This window comes from Aldersonia kunmingensis (genome assembly GCF_001646865.1).
GTDB lineage: Bacteria > Actinomycetota > Actinomycetes > Mycobacteriales > Mycobacteriaceae > Aldersonia > Aldersonia kunmingensis.
The window spans coordinates 1-22083 of sequence record NZ_LRRB01000285.1; the positions used below are offsets into that span (position 1 = coordinate 1).

Annotated in this window: 18 protein-coding genes and 3 pseudogenes; 10 read left to right on the forward strand and 11 right to left on the reverse strand. The window is 64.7% G+C overall.

The window, feature by feature from the left end:
- Positions 1-207, reverse strand: a 207-nt coding sequence (locus A8G08_RS22735) for a type II toxin-antitoxin system Phd/YefM family antitoxin (RefSeq protein ID WP_068279161.1), incomplete at its 3' end; no start/stop codon positions are given.
- A gap of 180 nt (positions 208-387) precedes the next feature.
- Here A8G08_RS22735 and A8G08_RS22740 point away from each other — a divergent pair.
- From A8G08_RS22740 to A8G08_RS22750, 3 genes are all read left to right on the forward strand, one after another.
- Positions 388-684 (forward strand): hypothetical protein, encoded by a 297-nt coding sequence (locus tag A8G08_RS22740; protein ID WP_068279213.1) that lies wholly within the window; start codon positions 388-390, stop codon positions 682-684.
- 513 nt (positions 685-1197) lie between these two features.
- Positions 1198-1785 carry an NUDIX hydrolase gene (locus A8G08_RS22745; protein WP_157108747.1) on the forward strand — a complete coding sequence of 196 codons (588 nt, stop codon included), beginning with the start codon at positions 1198-1200 and terminating at the stop codon, positions 1783-1785.
- A gap of 41 nt (positions 1786-1826) precedes the next feature.
- Complete coding sequence (locus A8G08_RS22750) at positions 1827-3542, forward strand: SulP family inorganic anion transporter (protein WP_068279166.1); 1716 nt, start codon at positions 1827-1829, stop codon at positions 3540-3542.
- 611 nt (positions 3543-4153) lie between these two features.
- Here the strand turns inward: A8G08_RS22750 and A8G08_RS22755 are convergent.
- Both A8G08_RS22755 and A8G08_RS22760 read right to left on the reverse strand, forming a co-directional pair.
- Entirely contained in the window at positions 4154-5839 is a 1686-nt protein-coding gene (locus A8G08_RS22755) for an Ig-like domain-containing protein (protein ID WP_068279170.1), read from the reverse strand.
- Between the two features lie 114 nt (positions 5840-5953).
- On the reverse strand, positions 5954-7666 hold the full coding sequence (locus A8G08_RS22760; protein WP_068279173.1) for an Ig-like domain-containing protein: 1713 nt from the start codon (positions 7664-7666) through the stop codon (positions 5954-5956).
- Positions 7667-7873: 207 nt separating this feature from the next.
- Between A8G08_RS22760 and A8G08_RS28535 the strand changes: the two are divergent.
- Positions 7874-8058, forward strand: a pseudogene (locus tag A8G08_RS28535) (IS6 family transposase); the annotation flags it as partial.
- Positions 8059-8336: 278 nt separating this feature from the next.
- On the opposite strand, the gene A8G08_RS22765 reads toward A8G08_RS28535, so the two are convergent.
- On the reverse strand, positions 8337-8855 hold the full coding sequence (locus A8G08_RS22765; protein ID WP_068279176.1) for a hypothetical protein: 519 nt from the start codon (positions 8853-8855) through the stop codon (positions 8337-8339).
- A 984-nt stretch (positions 8856-9839) separates the two neighbouring features.
- On the opposite strand from A8G08_RS22765, the gene ppnP reads away from it, so the two are divergent.
- The 3 genes from ppnP (at position 9840) to A8G08_RS27665 (ending at position 11548) form a co-directional block, all read left to right on the forward strand.
- Complete coding sequence (ppnP, locus tag A8G08_RS22775) at positions 9840-10127, forward strand: pyrimidine/purine nucleoside phosphorylase (RefSeq protein ID WP_068279180.1); 288 nt, start codon at positions 9840-9842, stop codon at positions 10125-10127.
- Between the two features lie 784 nt (positions 10128-10911).
- The gene (locus A8G08_RS28135) at positions 10912-11214 is read left to right on the forward strand and encodes a hypothetical protein (RefSeq protein WP_245672960.1); all 303 of its coding nucleotides are present in this window, start codon (positions 10912-10914) and stop codon (positions 11212-11214) included.
- A gap of 175 nt (positions 11215-11389) precedes the next feature.
- Positions 11390-11548, forward strand: coding sequence for a DUF6307 family protein (locus tag A8G08_RS27665; protein ID WP_169823360.1), 159 nt, complete (start codon positions 11390-11392; stop codon positions 11546-11548).
- 293 nt (positions 11549-11841) lie between these two features.
- Here A8G08_RS27665 and A8G08_RS22790 read toward each other — a convergent pair whose 3' ends face one another.
- The 4 genes and pseudogenes from A8G08_RS22790 to A8G08_RS26885 all read right to left on the reverse strand — a co-directional run.
- Positions 11842-12861: a phosphotransferase gene (locus A8G08_RS22790; protein WP_068279216.1), complete on the reverse strand. Its 1020-nt coding sequence runs from the start codon at positions 12859-12861 to the stop codon at positions 11842-11844.
- Between the two features lie 161 nt (positions 12862-13022).
- Positions 13023-13691 carry a TetR/AcrR family transcriptional regulator gene (locus A8G08_RS22795; RefSeq protein ID WP_068279189.1) on the reverse strand — a complete coding sequence of 223 codons (669 nt, stop codon included), beginning with the start codon at positions 13689-13691 and terminating at the stop codon, positions 13023-13025.
- A gap of 930 nt (positions 13692-14621) precedes the next feature.
- Entirely contained in the window at positions 14622-15089 is a 468-nt protein-coding gene (locus tag A8G08_RS22805) for a DUF5994 family protein (protein WP_157108748.1), read from the reverse strand.
- Between the two features lie 165 nt (positions 15090-15254).
- A pseudogene (locus tag A8G08_RS26885) lies at positions 15255-15529 on the reverse strand (LpxL/LpxP family acyltransferase); the annotation flags it as partial.
- A 319-nt stretch (positions 15530-15848) separates the two neighbouring features.
- Here A8G08_RS26885 and A8G08_RS22815 point away from each other — a divergent pair.
- Positions 15849-16814, forward strand: a complete 966-nt coding sequence (locus A8G08_RS22815) for a phosphodiesterase (RefSeq protein WP_068279201.1) — start codon at positions 15849-15851, stop codon at positions 16812-16814.
- Here the strand turns inward: A8G08_RS22815 and A8G08_RS22820 are convergent.
- Positions 16750-18255 (reverse strand): stealth family protein, encoded by a 1506-nt coding sequence (locus A8G08_RS22820; RefSeq protein ID WP_068279204.1) that lies wholly within the window; start codon positions 18253-18255, stop codon positions 16750-16752. The genes A8G08_RS22815 and A8G08_RS22820 overlap by 65 nt on opposite strands.
- Before the next feature lie 1057 nt (positions 18256-19312).
- Here A8G08_RS22820 and A8G08_RS22825 point away from each other — a divergent pair.
- A complete protein-coding gene (locus A8G08_RS22825) occupies positions 19313-20203 on the forward strand; it encodes an alpha/beta fold hydrolase (RefSeq protein ID WP_068279219.1) in 891 nt (296 codons plus the stop codon).
- 116 nt (positions 20204-20319) lie between these two features.
- Positions 20320-20484, forward strand: coding sequence for a hypothetical protein (locus A8G08_RS22830; RefSeq protein WP_157108749.1), 165 nt, complete (start codon positions 20320-20322; stop codon positions 20482-20484).
- A 1011-nt stretch (positions 20485-21495) separates the two neighbouring features.
- On the opposite strand, the gene A8G08_RS22835 is transcribed toward A8G08_RS22830, so the two are convergent.
- Positions 21496-21888: a tautomerase family protein gene (locus A8G08_RS22835; RefSeq protein WP_068279211.1), complete on the reverse strand. Its 393-nt coding sequence runs from the start codon at positions 21886-21888 to the stop codon at positions 21496-21498.
- A gap of 15 nt (positions 21889-21903) precedes the next feature.
- A pseudogene (locus A8G08_RS26890) lies at positions 21904-22083 on the reverse strand (methylmalonate-semialdehyde dehydrogenase (CoA acylating)); the annotation flags it as partial.

Consider the following 22083-nt stretch of genomic DNA (forward strand, 5'->3'; position numbering starts at 1 on the left):
AATGGCTAACAACATTGTCCCCTGGCTGTCCTCGAGCAGACGCCGCGAACGGATCAGGTCCGCCGTCCCGCGCAGGGATTCGAAATCTGCCAACGAGACCATCACCACCGGCTCATGCCCCGAGCGGGTGATCACGATTTCCTCCCGGTCATTAACCACCGAGACCAGCACCTCGGCATACCGCGCACGGGACTCGCTGTAGCTCATTCAAGTTCGGCTGCGCGTCCTCACATCTCGATCCCACACGGTGCGGGGGACCGGTGACACGACATTGACCACAATCTGACCGATGACCCTCGGTCACGGGCCGAAAGTCCCTCGCCCATGCCAGGCCTGAGGGCGAATGCTGAAAGCCGTCAGACCACCGGCGCCACAAGGAGAATTACGATGGCCACCCTCTCCACCCCAGGTCATGAAGCCGACCACGCGACACGGCACCCGATGGGCTGGGTCGCGTTCACGCTCGTGTTGCTGATCATCCCAGCCCTTGGGTTGACGGTGACCAACCTCGCCGAGAGTAATACCGGGGCGGCCACCGCTTCCGCGATCGCACTGGCCGCAACCATTCTCGGCGCCACGACGATATACACCGTGATGGCCCGGCGACTACATCAGAGCCCACTCCTGCCCGAGGACAGCACCGCTGAGAAGGACCGCTACCTGGAAAATTACCGACGCGGATAAATTCGGAGCCCGATCGACCACTTGATCCCCAGTACGGTTGAGGCGCAACGTATCCCACGTCAAGCACGATGCGCTCCATTTCCCCGCCATAATCCACGGGGACAGCACGAATCTCGGCGATCACCCTCGGTACGCCCGTCGGCGCGCCTCGCGCACGATGTGGGGAGACAAAACTGGCCGGGCGATCGCCCTCGACACAACGCTCACCGCCAAAGTCGGCCAACCACGAAGACCCACGAAGACCCACGACGGCGAGACGGTCGCCATCGAGCCCCACCGCTGCAGGACTACGCCCGCCGGGCCCAGAACTTCTGCAGCAGGGCTATGGATCGTGGGGATTGGTGTGCGGAATCCGGCGTCATCGCGAACGTCATATTCCTACCGGATATCCGCTATCGATCCTGGTTGCGGCTTTGGATATCGCGGTATTGTTGGCCTCTGCGTTTTTCGGTGAGCCAACGTTGCTAGTGGACCGCATGTGCAGTGGTGGCGGTCGGGACGACACCGGTCGAAATGAGCATGTCCATGGTCCGGATCCGCGAGCACTATCGCGAAGACAACACGCCCAGGGCGCAGGACGTTCTGCCGGCGGCCTTCGCCGCGGTCCGCGACAGTGCCGGAAAGCTGTTGCTGGTCCGTCGGATCGACGACGGGAACTGGGAGCTACCCGGGGGCCGAATCGAGGTTGGTGAATCCGCCGTCGATGCGGTTGTGCGTGAAGTCGCCGAGGAGTCCGGCATCACAATCGAGGTCACCGGAATCGCCGGCGTCTACAGCGATCCAACCCACGTCCTGGTCGACCCGGGCGGCATCACTCACCAGCAACTTGCCATCTGCTTTCACGCTGCACCCAAGTCGTCTGCCGACGAAAGCCCACCGCGGCCGGACGGCATCGAGACCAACGCCGCAGCCTGGTTCGCGACCACCGAAATCGCGGCTCTGCCGATCCATCCAGCGGTGCGGCTGAGAATCGACAACGCCGTTCGGGCACCGCACCACCCCTTCTTCGAGCAAGCAACCCCGGAATCAGCAATTGGGTGTTCGATCTCGGCTGACCGATCGCCGAGGCGTTCACGAGCAAACACGGTCCCCGACGCCTGATCGCTTTCGACCTGAGCAGATGGAGCCGAGCCGAGGCAACCATGAACTCGAAGTCGAGCATCGCAGCAGTGAAGAAGACCTTCACGATTGCCGAGTGGCTTCCCCACTACAAGTTGAGGTGGCTGCGGTTCGACATCATCGCCGCCTTGTCGGTGTGGGCATTGCTCGTCCCGCAAGGCATCGCCTACTCATCGATCGCCGGCGTACCGGCGCAATACGGGCTGTACGCGGCGCTCGGATCTCTCATCGGCTACGCACTATTCGGAACATCCGGGCAGGTCGTCACGGGTCCGAGTGCTGCGATCGCCGCGGTCTCCGCATCCGTTGTCACCCTGTGGGCGTCGGCGGGATCGAGCGAATGGATCGCATACACCGCCACGCTCGGGGTGTCGGCAGGGGTGATCTACGTTGTGCTCGGCGTGCTCAAAATGGGCTGGATCTCCCATTTTCTCTCGGGCGCGGTACTGGGGGGCTTCGTATTCGGGTTCGGCTTCGGACTCATCGTCGATCAAATGCCGAAGATCCTCGGCATTTCGAAGGCGGACGGGAGCTACTTCGACGTCCTCGTGGGAGTGGTCACCGACATCGGCGATACGAGCATGCCGACCCTCGCCGTGGGGGCGGTGAGCATCCTCCTGCTTCTCGCCTTCCGCCGCTTCCTACCGAGGTTGCCGCGCACCATCGTCATTGTGATCGTCGGGATCGTGTTGTCGGACTTGCTGAACTTCGAGAACCACGGGGTTGCGATCGTCGGCGAGATCCCCGACGGCCTCCCGACATTCCTCGGGCCGGACCTGCCGCCAGTGCCTTTGTCGGAAGTCGTCCTGGGCTCACTGGCGATCATCTTCATCGGATACAGCGAGTCGCTGGCGGCCGCGAAGGAAGAAGGCAAGAAATACGACTATGAAATCGACGCGAGCCAGGAAATGGTCGGACAGGGAATGGCGAACGTCGGCTCCGGACTGCTCGGCGGATACGCCGTAGGAGGCAGTCTCTCCAAGACGACCGTCGCCGACACCGCAGGTCAGAAGACCCAACTTGCCTCACTCATCACTGCCGGGTTGCTCCTGCTAACCATCCTTCTGCTCACCGGCTTCTTCACCACGCTCCCACAGGCAGTCCTCGGTGCGGTCGTGATCGACGCAGGCATCAGTCTGATCAAATTCAGGGAGTTCCGCTTCTACCGATTGAGCGACCGGGACTTCGCCGCGTTCGTGGCGACCGCTCTCGCCGTGTTCTTCATCGGTGTGCTCGCGGGTGTGGTCGCCGGCGTCACGCTCGCGCTACTGCTGCTCATCGTCTCCTCATCGAGGACTCCGACGCGTCAGATGGCATTTGCCCGGGCAGACAATGCCTACGTCCGCGTTGACCACTATCCCGAGGCTGAACTGGTCCCGGGCATCCTGGTCGTGGCAATCTGCGGGCCGCTGTTCTTTGCCGACGCCGACAGCTTCCGTAGTTCGGTGTCGCGACTGGTGAAAGCGACGCAACCACATTCGGTGGTGGTCGACTTCACGGCAGTCGTCACGATGGACGTGGACGGCATGGCAGCCCTATTGCAACTCGCCGGCGACCTTCGGGGCCGCAACATTCGGGTGTTCCTGGTGAACGTCGGGAAGAACCACCTCGAACTGATGCGCAGGACCAGCGCGCTGGACCAGTTCGGTGCCGACGCCATCCATCGGACCGTCCGTCAGGCGGTCGCGTGCGCACAGACCGCTGCCAAGAAATCTGGTGAGGATTCGCAGCCGTCGTGACCGCACAACTCTCACTTTTCGACCGGAACAGACACTGCGGTCCACAAATGGTCCCCAAGATTCCGCGGCTCCGTCGCTACTGACTTGCGTGCGACAACCCGATGGCTGTGCCGCAGCTGCGCCTGCGACCAGTTGTCCGCAGCGGCACTGTCCCCCGTCACAATCCATAGGGACAGAACCACACTCGGAGATCGCCCTCGACACACCCTCACTCACGGTTTCAGCCACCACGCAGTCGGGCGAATACACCACAACCGCGAGACGCCGGACGACGAAGACGCGGCATGAACAACATAGTCAGCCAATACCTTCCGCCACTATCCGTTCACATCGACTGCACCACACAGATTCTCAAATAACTTGACGATGCCCTGCCACCCTCTTGAATGCGAGCGAGCGTGGTTCGAGTGTAGGTGACCGCGAGCGCGCGAATCTGTAACGAACGCGGCGCATGGTGAGACAGGAAACCGCTGATTCGATGGCGCGACGAGGCCGAGCGGCCACGAGCCGAACCCACTGTTGCCGCCTGTGGCGGGAGAGAACGCAGCAGCGGGTGCCTTCGAATGAAGGCACCCGCTGCCGGGACTAGCTATTTCTCGAGACCGGGCCGGTCAGTTAGAAGAACCGAAGGACGGTGTCCCCCCGGTGCCCGGGCCCTCCGAATCCGACACGTTGATCACGCGAGCGTCCGAGGACGAGCCGAGGAATCCAGGGGCGCCGCTGTACACCGCGGTGACACCGTGTGCGCCCGCTGCGGTGAACGTATACGCGAGGGTCGCACCCCCCGCGGTCACCGGCACCGCGCCACCGATGGCGGTCGTACCGTCGAAGAACTGAACAGTACCGCCGGCTTGTGCGGGATCCACGTTGGCGGACAACGTCACGGACTGGTCCGTGGACGCGGTCGCCGGTGCGGTCAGCACGGTGGTGGTGGCTACCTCATTTGGTGCCGGATTGGACACCTCGACACTTGTTGCCGGTGCAGCCGAGGCGGCGAATCCGGGCGCACCACTGAAGCTCGCGGTGATCGCGTGGATACCTGCGGTGTCGAAGGTGTGGGCCAGCACGGCCACCGAACCGGCGACGGTGACCGGTGCACCGATCGGTGTGCCGCCATCAAAGAACTGCACCGTGCCGCTGGCCGGTGCCGGGTTGACGGTGGCCGCGATGTTCACCGCGACCCCAGTCTTCGCGTGGTTCGGCGCCGTGACCGTGGTCGTGGTGGCGGAGGTGACCGTGACCGTACTCGCGGCGGAGGTGGAGCCGGCGAATCCGCCGGTACCGCTGTAGACCGCGGTCACCTCATGCGCGCCGTCGCTGCTGAATGCCTGCGACAGGGTCGCCGTGCCGCCGGTCACCGCGACCGGGGCACCGATGTTGGTATTGCCGTCCTTGAACTGCACGGTGCCACCGCTCGGGGCGGGGCTGACCGTGGCCACCAGGTCCACCGGCACACTGTTGTTCGCGGTTGCCGGGACCGTGAGCGTGGTGCTCGTCACGACATCGGCCGCAGAGACGGTGCCGGTCTGCGGAGCCGAGGTGGACTGTAGGTAGGCGGCGTCGCCGAGGTACTTGGCGGTGATCGAGTACGAGGCAGCAGCGGCGGGGGTCCACGAGTAGGTGGCGGTGCCGTTGCTGACGGTGCCGGTGCCCAGGACGGTGCCGTTGTCGGCGAACTCGACGGTGCCGGTGGCGCCGGCCGGCACGGTGGCCGTCAGGGTCGAGGCGACACCGGCCTTAGGGGCCGGGGACACCGCGACACTGGCGGTTGAGGCGGACTTCGGAACCGTGAGCGACGGACCCGCAGTCTGGTTTTCGCTGCCGAGGCCCTGGTTTGCGGAGACGCCGGTACCCGTGGTCAGGGCGATGTCACGACCACAGTTCGCACCGACGGTGTAGTTGAGGGTGTACGAGATGTTGCGGTCGACGGCGCTACGGATCCACGATCCCGTCATCTTCACGAAGGCGGGGTCAGTGGCGTTGGTGGTGACGTTATTTCCCTCGACTCGCGACGAACCCGCGACGTAGGTCAGGCAGGCCGGGTGGAAGTCCCTGAATTCGCTGATGGTCGGCGCCAAGCCGCCGTTGAAACGAAGGTTGTTGGTGACGGTGATCGTGTCGCCCGGAGCCGGCGTGCCGTTGCTGATCGTTCGGTTGAACGTCCACTGGCCCCACTCTGTGGACTGGCTCACGGGCGCGGCCGACGCCGCCCCCATGCCCAGCGATGCGGCGAAACCCGCCGCGATCGCCGCCGTGCTCGCGCCTGCTAGCAGCCGACGCAGTTTCTTGTTCTGCACTCTCTCGAACCTCTCATCTGGAACGCATCGATCAGAAGCGCACGCTTGTTCGAAACAAACCGGCTTCAAATGGGACATGGGAGCTACTGAATCTGTGGTGTTGTGGGCAAGCGGTTACAAGCCGGCCGAACCGGTGCCGCCGGTGGTCGGGGCGGTGCTGACGGTCACTGTGAACGCCGGCGAGGCCGAGGCGACGAATCCGGGAGCCCCGCTGTATTCGGCGGTGATCGAGTGATCGCCTTCCGTGGTGAACGTGTGCGGCAGGACGGCCACGCCGTTCACGAGCGCGACGGGAGCGCCGATCGCGGTGGTGCCGTCCTTGAACTGGACGGTGCCGGTGGCGGTGCTCGGCGAGACGGTAGCCGACAGATTGACCTGGCTGTTCAGCGTTGCGGTCGACAGCGAGGTCACCGTGGTGACGGTCGCGGCGTCGGCCGGATCCGCGGCGTTGACGGTGAGGGTGGCCGAGGCCGACTGCGAGGGAGCGAATCCGGTCGCGCCGGAATAGGACGCGGAAATGTTGTGGTGGCCCGCCGAGGTGAACGCATGAGACAGAGTGGCCACCCCTCCGACGACCTCGACCGGTCCGCCGATGGGGGTGTTGTCGTCGCTGAACTGCACTGTGCCGCCGGCCCCGGAAGGCGTGATCGTCGCGGACAGTGCGACCGCCGATCCGGTGGTCGCGGTGGCGGGCAACGTAACGGTCGTGGCGGTCGGAACTGCGACGATCGGTGCGGGCTCCACGTCGATGGTCTGCGCCGCCGAAGTCGAACCGGAGAAGCCGGTAGCCCCGCTGTAGACCGCGGTGACGGTACGCGTACCTGCGGTGGCGAACGTCTGGCTCAGCGTCGCGGTGCCGCCGGTGACGGCGACGGGCGCGCCGAGATTCGTTGCACCGTCCTTGAACTGCACGGTGCCGCCGACGGGTGTCGGTGACACCGTCGCGGTCAGGTTCACTGGAGTACCGGCGGTGGCCGTCGCCGGCGCTGTGAGCGTGGTGCCGGTCGTGGCGGGGGCGGGGGCGTTCACGGTGACAGTGGCCAGGGGCCCGCCGCCGGCGTTCAGCGTGGCATCGCCCTTTGCGTTCTTCGGGACGCAGCGGGTGGGTGCCCACTGGGTGCCGAGGAGGCTGGCCTTGGCGAGCAGGGAGTAGTAGTTCTTGTCGTTGTTCGTGGTGGCAGCGTCACCACCGATCCGCACCTTCGGGGTGATGGTGCCGACGGATCCGGCCACGACCGTCACGTCGACGGCGGGCAGCTGGAAGAAGCTGTCACCGTTCGCGTTGCTGCTGCCATCGATGTTCTTCTTGAGCTTCGGCGCGACGATGCCGCCCTCGGAATTCAGGCTCGAGGTCGGGCTGTTCGCGATCACCTGGTTGTTTCCGGACAGGCGCAGGATCGTACCGGCCGCATCGACGTTGCCGGAGTCGTTGATGCGCAGCACGTTGGGGGCGATGCCGCTCAGATTGATGCCGGCGCCGACAGGGGTGGCGCTTACGAAGGTCGTATTCGCCGGGATCTCGAAGTCGAACTTGAGTCGCGACATATTCGTCGTGCTGGCGCCCTGCTGGGAATCCGGGTAGGAGGACGGCGCCATCTGGATCCGGTAGGTGAAGGTGTCGCCGGCGTCGACTGCCGCCGGAGCGTCGACAGTGACCGACGCCGCCGTGGGCTGATCCTGGTTGCCCACGATGGGAGCGGTGGCGATACAGAAGTTCGTGAAGCTCACAGTGCCGGCGGAGGCAGGGCTGCCGGTCAGGGCAAGCCCCGCAACGACGGCGACGGCGCCGGTGGACGCCATAATGCCGCGCAGAGATGGTCGAATCATCACGGTCTTTCGTCAGGAGAGGAACGCTGAATTGGTCAACTGACCAACATCGTCGGACGCCAGGAACTTTACAGTTTCGTAACGACGGTCACAAAAGCCCCCCAAATTCGCACGCTTCACACTGCAGCGTGCCCTCAGCGGCGCCCGGGAATGACGTCATCGCCGCGACACAAACTCAGCAGTGGATGCCTTCCCTGAAGGCACCGGCTGCCGGAACCGATCGACGTCGTCAACCATTGCGTTTGGCTGTATCACCGTTTCGCGCTGCGCCTGCGCGACGTCGAGGAATTACTGGTCGCCCGCGATGTGGTGGTCACCTACGAGACGATCCAGTCCTGGTGTGCGAAGTTCGGACGGATTGCGCCAACCGGCTGCGTCGGCGGCGACCGCGTGGAACCCGACGGACGTCATCGGGTGCCCCGAACTACGCGGCCCAGGCGATCGTCCCCGAAGCACCGTTCACTCACGATTTCAGCCAACCACCCAGCCGGCCGCGACATCACCATCGCGAGACCCGCGCACCCGAGATCGCCGGCACCGCAAAATCCGCTCGCGCATCGCGCGACAGCGCGGAAGAAATGGACGAACTGGACCGAAGACGAGCTTCGGCACAGGACACGGTCAACGGTGTATCGGCGGGCTCGCACTCACGAAGCCCCGGAGCCCCCACCTACCGATCGGGCGATTGCGGGGCAGTGGCGTGGTCGGACAGGTCCAGGTGCAGCGCCTGGTGCGCATCAAGCATCTGGCGCAGCGCCGTGTCCAGTGGCCACGGATAGGTGAGTTCGTGACCGAACCGGTCGTCGACCGCCGCCACCGAACCATGCCGCAGGGACGTGGCATCGATGCGCTCGACGATCGAGTCGAACAGCGCGGGCGGCGTAGCGAGGTAGTACAGGGGTCGGTGCGCACCCGGTGCGCTCATCCCGGCGGCGTACAGCAGTCCGTGGGATGTGATCACCAAGCGGTCCGAAGCGATCACGACCTCGCCGGTGATCTCGGTTCTCCCCCATATGACCGCGGCGCTACGGGCCTGCTCCACCCGCCTTCGGGTGTCGTCGGTAAGTAATCGTTCGACGTCCGCCCTACCCATCGGCGCAGCGGAGGTGTACTCCGGACCGAAGTATCGTTGCAGGACCTCGTCGACGAAATCGAACAGCCGATCGCTCGCCGCCTGCTCCTTGGTCATCGCACGCGCCTCCGTCCGAATCACGGTTGCCGGCCATTCACCGTGCCTTGGACACTACGCGCCGGATGCGAAGCACAGGGAAAGCCGGAACTTGCGAGGTTGGTCTGCGCCCGCTGAATGCCCGGCCCAGAAACTCCAGCAGAAGATGCCAGCAACCCCAGGATTGCGGCATCCGGTGCATCAGGTCGCGGCGAACTCGAGATGCCGACCGCCCTGTTTCACATCCACCGGCACACTCGGCCGACCCGACCGGACGGAAGGTAGCAGCGAAACATCGCATCCGGGAACAACTCTCGCCGATACCCGGACGGAAACGCGTACACGCTGCCCCGTTTCACCAGATGACCGGCCACCGACCCCGCAACCAACAACTCCCGCTGCACATCCGACCACGTGCAAACCAAGATCATCCCGAATCATCGGATCCGGAACACCCCTCCCGCAAACGAACCACAGGTCGAGCGCGCCAGGGCGACCTCGTCAAACACGTTGTGCACGTTCTACATCGCGTCACCCGCCCCCCGAACGCGCAGGTCGTGCACACACGCGCATAACGTGTGGTCCACAACGGGTCCACGACTTCCCTTTTCGGCTGCGGCGCACGACCGCCCGGTCACGACGACACGGAGCAGCCGGACGGAGCCCATCCACCTCCCCGCGTGCCGGTCACCGGTAGCGCTCGGCAGCGGCCATCACCCGCGTCGAGCACGCTTGCGAAAGTCGCGCGAGCGCACGGATCTGCCCCCAGCAGGAACCCGCGCCTACCCCTTGTCGTCGTCACGCCAAAATGGCAACCACCACCACGCCCCGGATTCCAGCGCCGTGAGACGGATGGACTGCCGGGCAGGTCAAGTTCCCGGGGGCGCGATCGCCGCCGGCCAGAGCCCCGCGACTTCGGGCTCCGACGACGGCCGCCCTCTGAGCAGCCCGAACGGGGTCGGCCCGCAGGTCGGAGACCTGTTTGTCCTCTGACATGATTGCCAAATGAGTCTCCAGCACAACACCTACTTCGACGACGCCGTGCAGAGCGTCGCGTTCCAGCGTTCCGCGGGCCGCGCTTCGGTCGGCGTCATGGACATCGGGCAGTACCACTTCGGCACGGACGCTCCGGAACGCATGACCGTCGTCGCTGGGGAACTCCGCGTGAAGCTCCCCAGCGCCGAGTGGCAGCAGTTCCCCGCCGGCACCAGCTTCGAGGTGCCGGGTTCGAGCGGGTTCGACCTCGAGGTCGAGGTGCCAACCGCGTATTTCTGCGAGTACCTCGAGGGCTGAGCCTCCGGGCCCGGTCCACACGACGAGGAGGGGCCGCCACCGATCGTTGGCGGCCTCATTCCGTCGGCCGACTACCACACTGCACTCGACACCGGCGCTCCAGACTTCGCCTCGACCTCGGCGAGGTCGACCCCGGACGGCATCGTCCAGTTGTCGTTTGGTTGTGCTGCATCATCGGCTTCGCCCGCGAACGCTTCGACCCTCCCTCCTGCTGAGCTCGGCATGAGCCGTCGCCCAATGTGCGGTCAACGCTGCAGACCGGACACGTCGCCACGGTGGGTGGCGCGATCGAGGTGTTCGAACCGGGTCGACCGCATGAAGGCGTTCGCGCCGACCGTCACACAAATTGACATTTGTGGACTCGTTGTGGACCAGTTGCACCGCAACATGTTTCACCGACCACAGCACGGCTGCTATCCCCCTCCGTCCCAAACCTCTGGACTTCCGCCAAACCGCTGGTCCATCCTCGAAAATAAGTGCTGACCAGGTAAAACGCGTCGTTGTCGGGCTGACAGGATTGAACCTGCGACCACTTGACCCCCAGCCAGCATTCACGCCGCGACATCCCGGATCAAGAAGGAACGGCGGACAGAGCCGACCGTCAACCTCGCCGACGTCATCGACCTGGTCCCACCGGCGCTCATCGGGCTAGTGGCGGGACTGTACACCGGCCTGAGACTCTCGCGATTCCATCCACCCGTGGCACACATGATCACCTCGAACGTTCCGGGCCCACCCCGGTGAAATCTACTGCGCCGGAGCCCATGTCCTCGGAATCCACGCCATCGCCCCGCTATTTGAGGGCGCCAACCTCAACTTCACCGCCGTGTCCGACGGCGGTACCTTCACCGTGGGCACCGTCGCCTGCCCCGACAACGTCGACGACGTCTCATCAATCCCGCGCGGCATCGAAGCTGTGGTGGGCGAGCTGAAAAAGGCTGCCCAAGAAGAGACCGGCCGGACCCTTGGTTTGGCCCGCACCAGACCACCGGCGCGCGCCACGAAGTCCACGGCCACAACGCAATTCGCTCCCGTCGAAGCCGGCTCCCTCGAGAAAGCCGGCCAGCGACCGAAACGGCCCGCATAACTGCGACCTGGGGGTCTACCGCCCCGAGTCCAGACGGGAAACCGCGTCGTTTTCACCACCGGCCGCCGGGATACCCGCAGGTGCACCGATGGGGCGGCAGCCTGGAAACGGCGTGGCGTTGGGGTATCGGGCCGTTCGTCAAATGAACGCACTCGACAGACAAGGAAAGAACACCATGATTCCCGCAACAACACTGCTCACGCCTTACGAAAAGCGCCTGAAACTCGTTCAGGACACGATCTTGACGTATTCCGTGCTGGATGACGACGTCGCGGGCACACTCGCGGTACACGTACTACACGCACTGGACTCGATACCCGAGAAGATCCGCTAAGCAACGCCTGGCCTCAGTCGCTGTCGAGCACATACTGCGTGCTGTCGATCACGGCGTGCGCCCTGATGACCGCCGCCCGATTGACCGAGTACCTGGCCATCACTTGATCGTGGCACCTCACCGCGCCACAGCGCGCGCACGGCGTCGAGGTAACTCACGGCGCGCCGTCGTCACCGAACCGGCCTGCGCCCAATCCCCGTGCTCCCACGCACACTTGGCTCTACGTGGGCCAAACTCGTTTTCCACGAACAAGTTTCGACCAGGCGAGGAACACCCACCTCATACCCACGGGTTCAGTCGCCTCCGATCTCGTCGAGCGCTGCGGCCGTGTCGAGATCTTCGTACGCCGCGCAATAGCGTTTGGCCAGCGCCACGGCGATATCGGGGCGTTGCCAAGCTTCGCCCGCGCTGGCCGTCGCCAGCCACAGCGCCAAACCGTGCGCGACCGAGGCGCGGTACCGCAGCCACACTTCCTCGGCCGACGGCAGCTCGTCGCCCGGCAGCGCCAGCGCTGCGCGGTACTCCCCGAGCAGAGCGCGCTCGTTGGCGCGGCGGTCCTCGGTCGTCAGCGCGCCCTGCAGGAAGTAGCCCACATCGAGCGACCAGTTGCCCCGACGCACCACCTGCCAGTCCAGAAAGCCCACATCCCCGGCCGGGGTGAGGTATGTGTTGCCGATGTGCGGGTCACCGTGCAGCAGAGTCTGCGGCGCGCGGGTGAGCGTACGGATGTAGGAGGCCCACAATCGGTTGAACAATGTCTCACCGGTCAGGGCGGTGATCGTCGGTGTGGCCGAGTCGCCGATCGCCTCGTACGCCATGTGCAACGGCGCGGCTTCCATGCCCGGCCATGGCTGGAAGTGCTCCAACCAGCCCAGTCCTGGCTCGGCGATGCATCGTTCGCCCCAGAATCGGCCGTGCAACCGCGCCAGACCCCGGATCCCCTCCGCCGCCTGCTCGACGGTCAGCGGCCGGGTCGCGTCACGCGGATCCGCGCCCCGCGCGGTCAGATCCTCCATCACCAGGATGAACTCTTCGGCGACCTCGTCGATCGCGGCGGCATAGACGGTGGGGTGCTCGAGCGGGAGCGCCACATCCGACAGAAACAGACGCGGTTCATGGAACAGGCCGCTGGTCAACTTCACCAGTTCCTTATGGTCGGGGTCAGCCCCTTTGACAAAGACCGACGCCGGGCCCGTTCCCGACGAATACCGCAACCCCAGGCGCGCCCGGCGGTTGGTGCCATCGTCACGAAACTCGACGGTGATGTCGTCGACCTCGGCGCCGGGATGATGCCGGGCAAGCGCCGCGCTCATCCATGCCGGAGTTATCTCGTCCCAATTGGCGGGGACCAGTGATGCGATGTTGGTCAACGGCTGCCCCTTTCGCGGATCGGTTCACTCCCCAGCCATATTTATTGCCCATGGGCAAAAAAGCAATGGGGCGGGGCCGATCGACCAGAACCCAGGAGCAAGCGTCAGTCAGGTGCTCTGCGATCCAGAACCGCCACGAGACCGGCAATCAGGACGGACATGGTGAACACGAACTGGTCATCGAGGTAGTCTCCATCGCCTCGGGCGGTGGTCAGTTGCCGAAGCAACTGAAGGTCCGGGGCAGGCGCCGACTGCAGGGCATCCAGGGTCGCGGGCACCATCGGATGCACCCGGCGTTCGTCGAGCAGCAGCACCTGGCGGCCCGCGTCGGTGGCCGCATCGTTGACGAGCGTGAGCGCCTTTCCGGCCTCATCGACATCGAAGCCCGCGTCAACCAGTGATTGCAGTACCCGCTCGGCAATGCCGAGGGTTGCCGGCGTGGCCAAACCCGAGACCGGGTAGTGCGTGGCCAATTCACCGACCTCGATGATCCCGCCGCGAATGGCGTCGGCATACGCGCGAAGGACCTCACGCCAATCCCCGCTCACGGGAAGTCGAACCTTGTCGAGTTGCGCCTCGAACCTGTCGAGAACGACCAACTCGACAAGGCCGGCACGGTCGTTGACGTAATAGTTCAGCGCTTTTCGCGTCACACCGAGCATCTCGGCGACGGCCTTCATTGTCAGATCGGCCGGCCCGAGCTCCCGTGCGGCAGCAACAATCTGCTCACGGCTGATCTGTGCGGGGCGACCTCGCCGCGGCGACGGCGTCACGTGAGCACCCGACGGTGAGGCGCTGGATGGGCGAGGTGGCACGCTTGCAGCTTAGGTTGGCCGGTTGCAACCCGGCGCCATCGACATCGCTTGTTCGGTTCCGGCCCGCAGGCGATCGACTCGCGCCCGACCAGGGAAGGGTTATATTCCGAGTCCGCGGCCAATGCCGACCGGGGCGCTTCAAGCCTTCCTCCCGGGATCCGCATGACACGCTCAGCGAAGGTTCATGGCCGCGGCCTCCGCGCCGAATGCGTTCGCCCGACCGAACAGTGGACGAACTCACGTCCCAATCCTTCCCCGGCAATGGGCAACGGCCCTGGAGGACACCACGACAGCCACGCATTAACCGGACCGCTCCAAACCTCCGTCGGGCCGCCCGGTCGTCCCTATACACGCGTTGACACGAAACCGCCGCCACCCGAAGGCGCCGCCGGTTCGTTGTGTTACGCCTCCCGGATCGCCCGGGCGATGTGAGCGCCCCACGTCCTCGGATCAGGAAACACGCCCAGGCACCCACACTCGATGTACGGCTCGCCGTTCTGCCTATACGCCACTGTCATGCCGTGCCCCGCAACCACTCCCGCGACACCCGCAGCATCGAAAAACGCCATGTCCATACCTATACCCACCCACCCCAACACAAAACCGCACCCGGCGAGGAGCGCGAATGACACCACGGGCTAACGCAGCTTCCGGTGTCGTAACCGGGGGCACATCGGCAGCATCCGGTTGCAAGCGCATCCCGCGAGCACAACACCCGGAATCTTTCACCACGTCCGCTTGCGGCGGAGAGAGTCGCACAGTTCCTGGTCGGTGCCGCCTCCGTCGGTGTCGACCAGCCGAATTGGCCGCGCATGGGCGCGAGTGTCGGATGAGGGGCTGCGGCCGTCATCAATCCGATAGTGACCCTGCCGTACGTCGGCGCAGGGGTCACTGACCGGAGGCGCCCATTGCAGCGTGGTTGGCGAGGGGGCGAGGTTCGTCGTTCGGGCCTGTCGTTCTCGGTGCCGTGGCTCGGGTGGGTTCACCGGTCGCTGCGGGTGCCGAGTCGACGCTCGAGTGGATGACCTGCAATACGACCACGCTGCCGGTTCCGTATGCGTACATGGTGTCGAACAACTCGAACGTGTACGGATCGAGTCGTATGGCGCGGTCACCCATGAGCAGGTGGCGACCGGTGTCGACCCAGGCGGTCGGGTCGTAGACCACACGCGATATCGGCCCTGTCCGTAGCTGCAGTGCTGTGACCAGATCGGGGAGCTCGGTGGCGAGGTTGCGCGTCCCCGGCCACCAGGTGGCGTCGATGTACTCGCCCGGGTTCGGATGCAGATGCAATCGCGGGGTCGGGGTAGATGCACCCGTCTGCGCCGAACGCGTGGACAACGGTGACGACGTCATCGGATGCTCCCGTCACGGCCTGGCGGAAGGCCGGATCATCGAATCCGGTGACGACGCAACCTCTGCTGGTCAGCGCGCATGATGCCCCAGATACTGTCGAGCCTACGCCCCCTGGGGCGGCCCGCTCGGTGCGCCGGAGGAGGCACCTCCGGTTCGGCGTGCCCATCAGTGATGTGGTTTGTTGCGCGTCTGCTCACGGGCAAGGGCGGTGGGCCACACCGGTTGCAGCATGTGCCAGTCGGTCGGGTGCGCGGCGATGCCGGCGGCGAACCGGTCGGCCAAGACTTGAGTCGTAGGCTGCACACACCACCGGCGGTGTCGATCGGTGCGCCGACGTGGAAACCCCAGCCGTCGGGGGTGAACCAGCAGTGCACCGGCAGCAGGGGCGCACCAGTGTCGATCGCCAGCCGGGCCGGGCCGGCCGGTAAGCAGGCCGGTTCAAGCAAGGCCGAGCGACCGGGCCCGCAATGGTGCGGCCGAACGATCAAGTTGGCGAAGCCGGCGTTCAACAACCAATGATCGATTACCCGCTTGAGCCTCGGCAGCGGTCATGTCCACGCCGTTCTCGGCGAGCTATTCGAATGAACGGCCGCTCGTATGGGACCAAACGGGTCGTCACACCAAAGAGACGGTCAATCGCGTGCGGTACGGCGCGGTGTCGATGTTCACGCCGGTCCGGTCGCATCCGGTGACTACTGTGGGAGGAGCGCAACATTGCGGCTCCGGCGCTGCCCTCGGGACAAAGAAATTGAGAGGCGGATGACCATTCGGACGGCTGAGTATCCACGCCCGAACCACTTCTTGGTGCATATCAGCGACACGCACCTCGTCGGTCACGGCAATGATCTCTACGGTGCGGTGGACAGCGCAGCCCGGCTGCGACGGATGCTCGACGAGCTCGCCGCGTCACACGTCCGGCCGGATGCGCTGATCTTTACCGGTGACCTTGCCGACAAGGGCGAGCCGGATGCGTACAGAGCCCTGCGATCCATCGTCACGCCGGTGGCAGCGACATTCGGGGCACAGGTCATCTGGGCGATGGGAAACCATGACAATCGAGCCGGGTTCCGCAGCGAGCTCCTCGATCAACAGCCCTCCGACCACCCCGTCGATGCGGTGCACGATGTGGACGGACTTCGGGTCATCACCATCGATTCGACCGTTCCCGGGCACCACTACGGCGAGATCACGCGAACTCAGCTCGATTGGCTCGCAGGCGAGCTCGAGATCCCGGCTCCGCACGGCACGATTCTCGCGCTGCACCATCCTCCGGTTCCCAGCATCCTGGATCTCGCGGTGTTGGTGGAGTTGCGCGATCAACATGATCTCGCCGAGGTGCTGCGCGGCACCGACGTGCGATCGATCCTGGCGGGCCACCTGCATTACTCCACGACCGCAACTTTCGTCGGGATCCCCGTCTCGGTGGCGTCGGCGACCTGCTACACGCAGGATCTCAACGTCCCCACAGGGGCGGTCCGGGGACGCGACGGAGCCCAAGCGATCAACCTGGTCCACGTCTACCGCGACACCATCGTCCACTCGGTGGTACCCACGGGGTCACACGAACCGGTCGGCGAGTACGTTTCGCCCGCCGAGACGGCGCGGCGGCTCGCGGCCGCGGGCGTGCGCATTGCCGACACCGAGCGGGGACGAGCCGGCTCTAAGCCTGGCCCGGCTTCTCCCACGGTGCTGGGATCGGGAAGTAGGTCTCGAGAAACGTCGTGAGCGCCGAAGCCCGGGTCCGGGCATCGATTTCCGGGAAGCTTCCGTCGTTCAAGCAGAAAAAGTCCATCGACCGCTTCGCCAGCAGCCGATCCATTTCCTCGAGTCCGGCCTTCGTGGTGGTGTCGACATACTTCACTCGTGCCGCCGTCTGAACCACCGCGTGTCCGGCCAGTAGGGCGTAGAAGTGATAAAGCGAGTTCGTCACGGAGATGTTCTCGCTGGCCCTGAAAGTGCTTGCCGCCGTTGCCGCGAACTCCTCCGGGAACTCGCGCTCCAGCTCACCCAACACGCTCCGGCGCAGCGGTGTGGGGGCGTGTTCGAGGTGACGAGTCGTGATTCGCCCGAATCGTTGGAGCAGCAGTCGACGGTTCACGCGTGCCGCGTTCTCGAACCCGCTGCGCTCTTCATCGTTGCTACCCAAACCGATTCGCGCCATCGCCTCGATGAACATCGTGATTCCGCCGGGTGAGAAGAACATCTGCGGTCCCACCGGCCGACCGAAGAACATGTCGTCGTTCGAATACAGGAAGTGCTCGGCGAGGCCGGGAATGTGGTGGAGCTGGGACTCGACCGCCTGCGAGTTGTACGTGGGCAGCACCGAGGGATCCACGAAGAACTCCGCACTACGGACGAAGGTGACCCGCGGATCGTCGCCAAGCCACGCGGGCTTGGCCGAGTCGGTCGCGACGAAGATTCGGCGAATCCAGGGCGCGTAAAGATGCACAGAGCGCAGCGCATACCTCAGCTCGTCAACCTGGCGGAACCGCGCTTCGTGAGCGTCTCCCTCACCGGTAACGAAGTTCTGCATTCGCGCTGCCCGTGCGCGTTGCCACTCCCGATCCGATCCATCGACCCACGAGAACACCATGTCGATGTCGAAGTCGATGTCGGATGCGTGGTCGGCGAACATCGTCTCGATGGTCGGCCAACTCAGCCCGAACCGATGGACGGTGCCCCTGATCGCCTCCTCCCTGCGCACCGATCGCCTGGTCAGCGAGTTCTCCACCGGCAACACGATGTCGGTGTCCGTGAAGGACCACAGCTCGACTTGCACCCCGGTCGCGGCACCGTAGGTCAGGCCACTGCCGACGTGCACCCGTGGGCGGAACAGCCGAAATATCCGCGCGAGGGAGGTGGTCGACAGCTTCCCATCGCCGACGAGCAGCGCCTTACCCTTCTTTGCGTCCACCGTCTTGGAGTAGAACGGCTCGCGTTCGCAGGCGGTCACCAGCGCTTCACGCAGTGTCCTGCGATTCGCCCAGTCCACAGCGATGACCGGACGCTCGTCGTTGCCCCTGACCAGAAGATAGGCGATCCCGGCTGTGTCGAGAACATTTCGCACGAACAGCAGGTCCTCGATCATCGCCTGCAGCGGTGTGGTGGTTGTGATCGACAGCGCGTACCGGGCCCGGTAGCGAACGACGTCCGGGCGGTCGCGCAAACGCGCGATCGAGGCAGCCGAGGGATGCTGAACTTCGTCGCTAGTCTCCTGCTCCGCGGGAACGAAGTAGATCTCGGGCGGAGCGGCAGACTGTGTGATGGCGTTCCTCTCGAGCGGCAGTACGTGCCAATCAGTCTAGTGGCGACCGACAGCAGCGGACGGTACTGATGCTGCGTCCCCACCCGCGCCAACCGACACACCAAAATGCAAGCTGACAGGTCTTGACAAACGCTTCGCCGAGACTTCGGAGAAGTCGCCCCTATTTCGAGGTATCCACAAGGGCGTCAACGTACTTCAGCTGCGGCTGCGCAGTCCGGCGTGGTCGGCGCGGTAAGCGGGAACGCTGTCGTGGGTGTCGGTCCTGGCGCCGGAGTTTGCGATGGGTCGGGCCTACTAGACCGTGGCGGGTCGGTGCGCGCGGCGACGCGCGTCTGTATCAAGGTGCTCGACGATGCGGTCGCCACTCAGGGAAACGATCACCCAGCTCGGAGTGTGCGCGGTTCGGCAAGCCAGACCTCTACCGGCCCCGCGACTTTCGGCATACGCAAGTCGGACGGCGCTCCTGATGAAAGGAGAGCCGTCCGAAGCAACAGCCACCTGGTTACCAAGCGTGCATGATGGCGCAGTGAAATGTGGCCTCGGCGTCAGGAAACAGTCCCCGCCCTGACGCAAGCCCACCGCGCTGTGCCCAGTTGATGGGCCTCGCTTCGCGTGGGTACCTGGTAGTCGTGCTGGGCGCCACAGCCGAGAGGAGGAATCTTCTCTTCCGGTCCGACCTTGGTCGTCCGTGGATCCGTGCCTTAAGCCTACGCCTGTTCAGGTAAACAATAGCCGACCTCGCCCGACGGCAACGTGCTCCTTATTATCGATACCTTTACGGTGCGAGGGACCTCAGCGGAATCCGTGGCGGTGCCTCGATCGATTCGACACATTCCGCACACGATGTGACATGCGACCTCTGGACACCACCCTTTACCCGATCGGTCGCTACCGTGGAAGACGACCTCAAGTCGGTGCCGCCCCCGACGGACACGACAAATTGATGGAGAACCGCGATATGACTGTGTGCAAACACCTGGACCTCCATGGACAACGTGTCGCCTATCGAGACGCGGGTCGAGGCGAAGTGTTGCTCCTCATCCACGGCATGGCCGGAAGCTCGTCGACCTGGCGCGCGGTCCTGCCGACATTGTCGGAGAACTACCGAGTTATCGCACCGGATCTTCCCGGCCATGGCGAGTCCGGTAAACCCCGCGGCGACTATTCACTCGGCGCGTTCGCTGCGTGGCTACGCGACCTGCTCAACGAACTCGGGATCGACCGCGTCACCGTCGTCGGGCAATCGCTCGGCGGCGGCGTGGCGATGCAGTTCGCCTACCAACATCCCGAGTACTGCGACCGCCTTGTACTCATTGGCAGCGGTGGTCTGGGGCCCGACGTGAACTGGTTGCTGCGGGCGCTGTCGGCTCCCGGGGCCGAAATGCTTCTTCCTCTGGTGGCCCCGCAACCGGTGCTTACCGCCGGGAACAAGATGCGCTCGTGGTTCGCGCGGGTGGGCATCAAGTCGGCGCAGGCGGATGAAATGTGGTCCGCGTATTCCTCGCTCGCCGATCGCGATACCCGGCACGCATTCCTGCGCACTCTGCGTGCGGTGGTCGACTACCGTGGCCAAGCGGTCAGCGCACTCGAGCGCCTCTACCTCACGTCCGACCTACCTACCCAGTTGATCTGGGGCGACCACGACAAGATCATCCCCGTCGCCCACGGATACGCCGCCCACGACGCCATCCCCGGCAGTCGTCTCGCCGTGCTCCCGGGTCTCGGACATTTCCCACACGTCGAAGACCCGACAGCGGTGACGGACATAATCCACGAGTTCGTTTCGACTGTGCCCGCGCGCCGGCCCGCCACCGCCCGGGCGAAGGTTGTTCCACCACAAGCTATTTGAGGACGCTGTCGTCGGACCCGACGACCGAGATGTCGCCTTACCGGTTTGAGTGCTCCGATCAGCCCGATGGCGCACCGGTCGTTGCCCGATGACTGCGGTCGGTGGGCGATCGCGCGATGTCCGAGGCCGACGAGATGCTCGACCGCCAGTTCGATGCCACGGTCGTCGGCGGTTGGTACCGAATCGACGCCCGCGACGTTGACGCTGCGGCTGATCTCGACCTTGTCTCAAGTCCCTCGAACTCGACAGTTCCGCCGCGCTACCGTGAAAACACGCATTGAACAGGGAAAACACCAGACTTGCGGATCCACTGCGCTTTCCGCGCTGATCCACCGACCGGCGACCTTCCGGTACGGACAAACCAAGATACGTGATCTGACCTGCAGATTTACTGGCGGTCCCGACTGGGATCGAACCAGCGACCTTCCGCGTGTGAAATGGACAGAACACCAAGTACTTTCGGAACTGCCAGGTCAGACCGGGCGCATCACCTCCCATCGGACCAATTGGACCGGCTCGTCCGACCCGTTGGCCCGATATTGGCCCGATAAATCGACGCGCAGGCCGCTGGTCGGGTGGCACTCCGCGCCACCCGGTGAACGACATCAAGTTCCCCACACCCGCGCGGCCGGGCGATCTCACCGAAACACCGTTCACTCACGATTTCAGCCAACCACCCGGCCGGAAGCGGGCACCACCACCGCGAGACGTGAGACTGGCACGACCGCGGGCGGCGCAAATCCGCTGTCGAGTCGCGTGACAGCACGTAACGACAAGGCGCACTAACCCGAGGACCAGCTTCGACGCAGGACACATCATTGGCGTGGGGGGACCCTTCGCATTTCCGGAGGCCGCCCGTTCGGAGCCGATCCCGAACGACTCCCCTACAACACGGTCCGCATCATCGGCTGCTTCCGCCGAATCAGCCACGCCCGCGCCGCCGACCGGGTTTTGAAAGTGACCAGAATGCGCAAGCTCGCCTTGCCTAGAAGTTCTCCGCAAGTACAGTCGGCACGCGCACACCACTAGAAGTCCAGTGGTCGGGTCGGCACCGTTCCGGTCAGCGCAGTTCCGCATTAGGTCGACGCGCGCGTGGCGTTCACCGCGCGCAGCCGGGGCAGTGCCGACGCCCAGGAGCCCGATGAGCGTTGAGACAGCAAGGAAGCCTTTTTGAGCGACTGCCAACTAAGACGCAAGCGACGAGATCACCCTTCGCATTCGGTTGATCAGTGGTGCCGCCCGCGCCGACCCCGAACCAACCGCGAGAAGGCGCCCGGCAAGATCGCGAGGACCTAGAGCATCCCTTCGACGAATTGGGCCACCCCGTGACCGAAGGACCAGTCCTCGCGCGTGTTCTCCACCACCGATACGATCAAATCGGATGGCGGAAGCCCTGTTTCGCTCTGCAGTCGCTCGGCAAGAGCCTTGTACGCGGCCTGCTTGTGGTGAACAGTGCGACCTTGCTGGAAGATCTGCACGACCACGATGTTGTCGGTTCGTTCGTACCCGAGGCCTGTGTCCTCGGCGATGATCTGTCCCTGCCGGTGCTCGGTGATGAGTTGGTAACGGTCACGTTCTGGGGCAGCGAAGTGCTCGAGCATGACGTCCTGGACCGTGTCGGCGACCTGCCGCAGCTGCTGCGGCGTCCGTCGCGATTCGATGACGTGGATGTGGACGAGAGGCATTGTTTCCCTTCCGTTTCAGGCGTTTTCGGGGAAGCCGAGGTTGATGCCGCCGTGGCTGGGGTCCAGCCAGCGTTGGGTGATGGCCTTTTGGCGGGTGAAGAACTGGACGCCGTCCATGCCGTGGGTGTGCGAGTCGCCGAATAGGGAGGCCTTCCATCCGCCGAAGCTGAAGTACGCCATCGGCACCGGGATGGG

Excerpts from the sequence above, each read along its gene's own strand:
- A8G08_RS22740 (WP_068279213.1), top strand. The coding sequence starts at position 388 with ATGGCCACCCTCTCCACCCCAGGTCATGAAGCCGACCACGCGACACGG.
- A8G08_RS22745 (WP_157108747.1), top strand. The coding sequence starts at position 1,198 with ATGAGCATGTCCATGGTCCGGATCCGCGAGCACTATCGCGAAGACAAC.
- A8G08_RS22750 (WP_068279166.1), top strand. The coding sequence starts at position 1,827 with ATGAACTCGAAGTCGAGCATCGCAGCAGTGAAGAAGACCTTCACGATT.
- A8G08_RS22760 (WP_068279173.1), bottom strand. The coding sequence starts at position 7,666 with ATGATTCGACCATCTCTGCGCGGCATTATGGCGTCCACCGGCGCCGTC.
- A8G08_RS22765 (WP_068279176.1), bottom strand. The coding sequence starts at position 8,855 with ATGACCAAGGAGCAGGCGGCGAGCGATCGGCTGTTCGATTTCGTCGAC.
- ppnP (WP_068279180.1), top strand. The coding sequence starts at position 9,840 with ATGAGTCTCCAGCACAACACCTACTTCGACGACGCCGTGCAGAGCGTC.
- A8G08_RS27665 (WP_169823360.1), top strand. The coding sequence starts at position 11,390 with ATGATTCCCGCAACAACACTGCTCACGCCTTACGAAAAGCGCCTGAAA.
- A8G08_RS22790 (WP_068279216.1), bottom strand. The coding sequence starts at position 12,861 with ATGAGCGCGGCGCTTGCCCGGCATCATCCCGGCGCCGAGGTCGACGAC.
- A8G08_RS22805 (WP_157108748.1), bottom strand. The coding sequence starts at position 15,089 with ATGACGTCGTCACCGTTGTCCACGCGTTCGGCGCAGACGGGTGCATCT.
- A8G08_RS22815 (WP_068279201.1), top strand. The coding sequence starts at position 15,849 with ATGACCATTCGGACGGCTGAGTATCCACGCCCGAACCACTTCTTGGTG.
- A8G08_RS22825 (WP_068279219.1), top strand. The coding sequence starts at position 19,313 with ATGACTGTGTGCAAACACCTGGACCTCCATGGACAACGTGTCGCCTAT.
- A8G08_RS22830 (WP_157108749.1), top strand. The coding sequence starts at position 20,320 with ATGTCCGAGGCCGACGAGATGCTCGACCGCCAGTTCGATGCCACGGTC.
- A8G08_RS22835 (WP_068279211.1), bottom strand. The coding sequence starts at position 21,888 with ATGCCTCTCGTCCACATCCACGTCATCGAATCGCGACGGACGCCGCAG.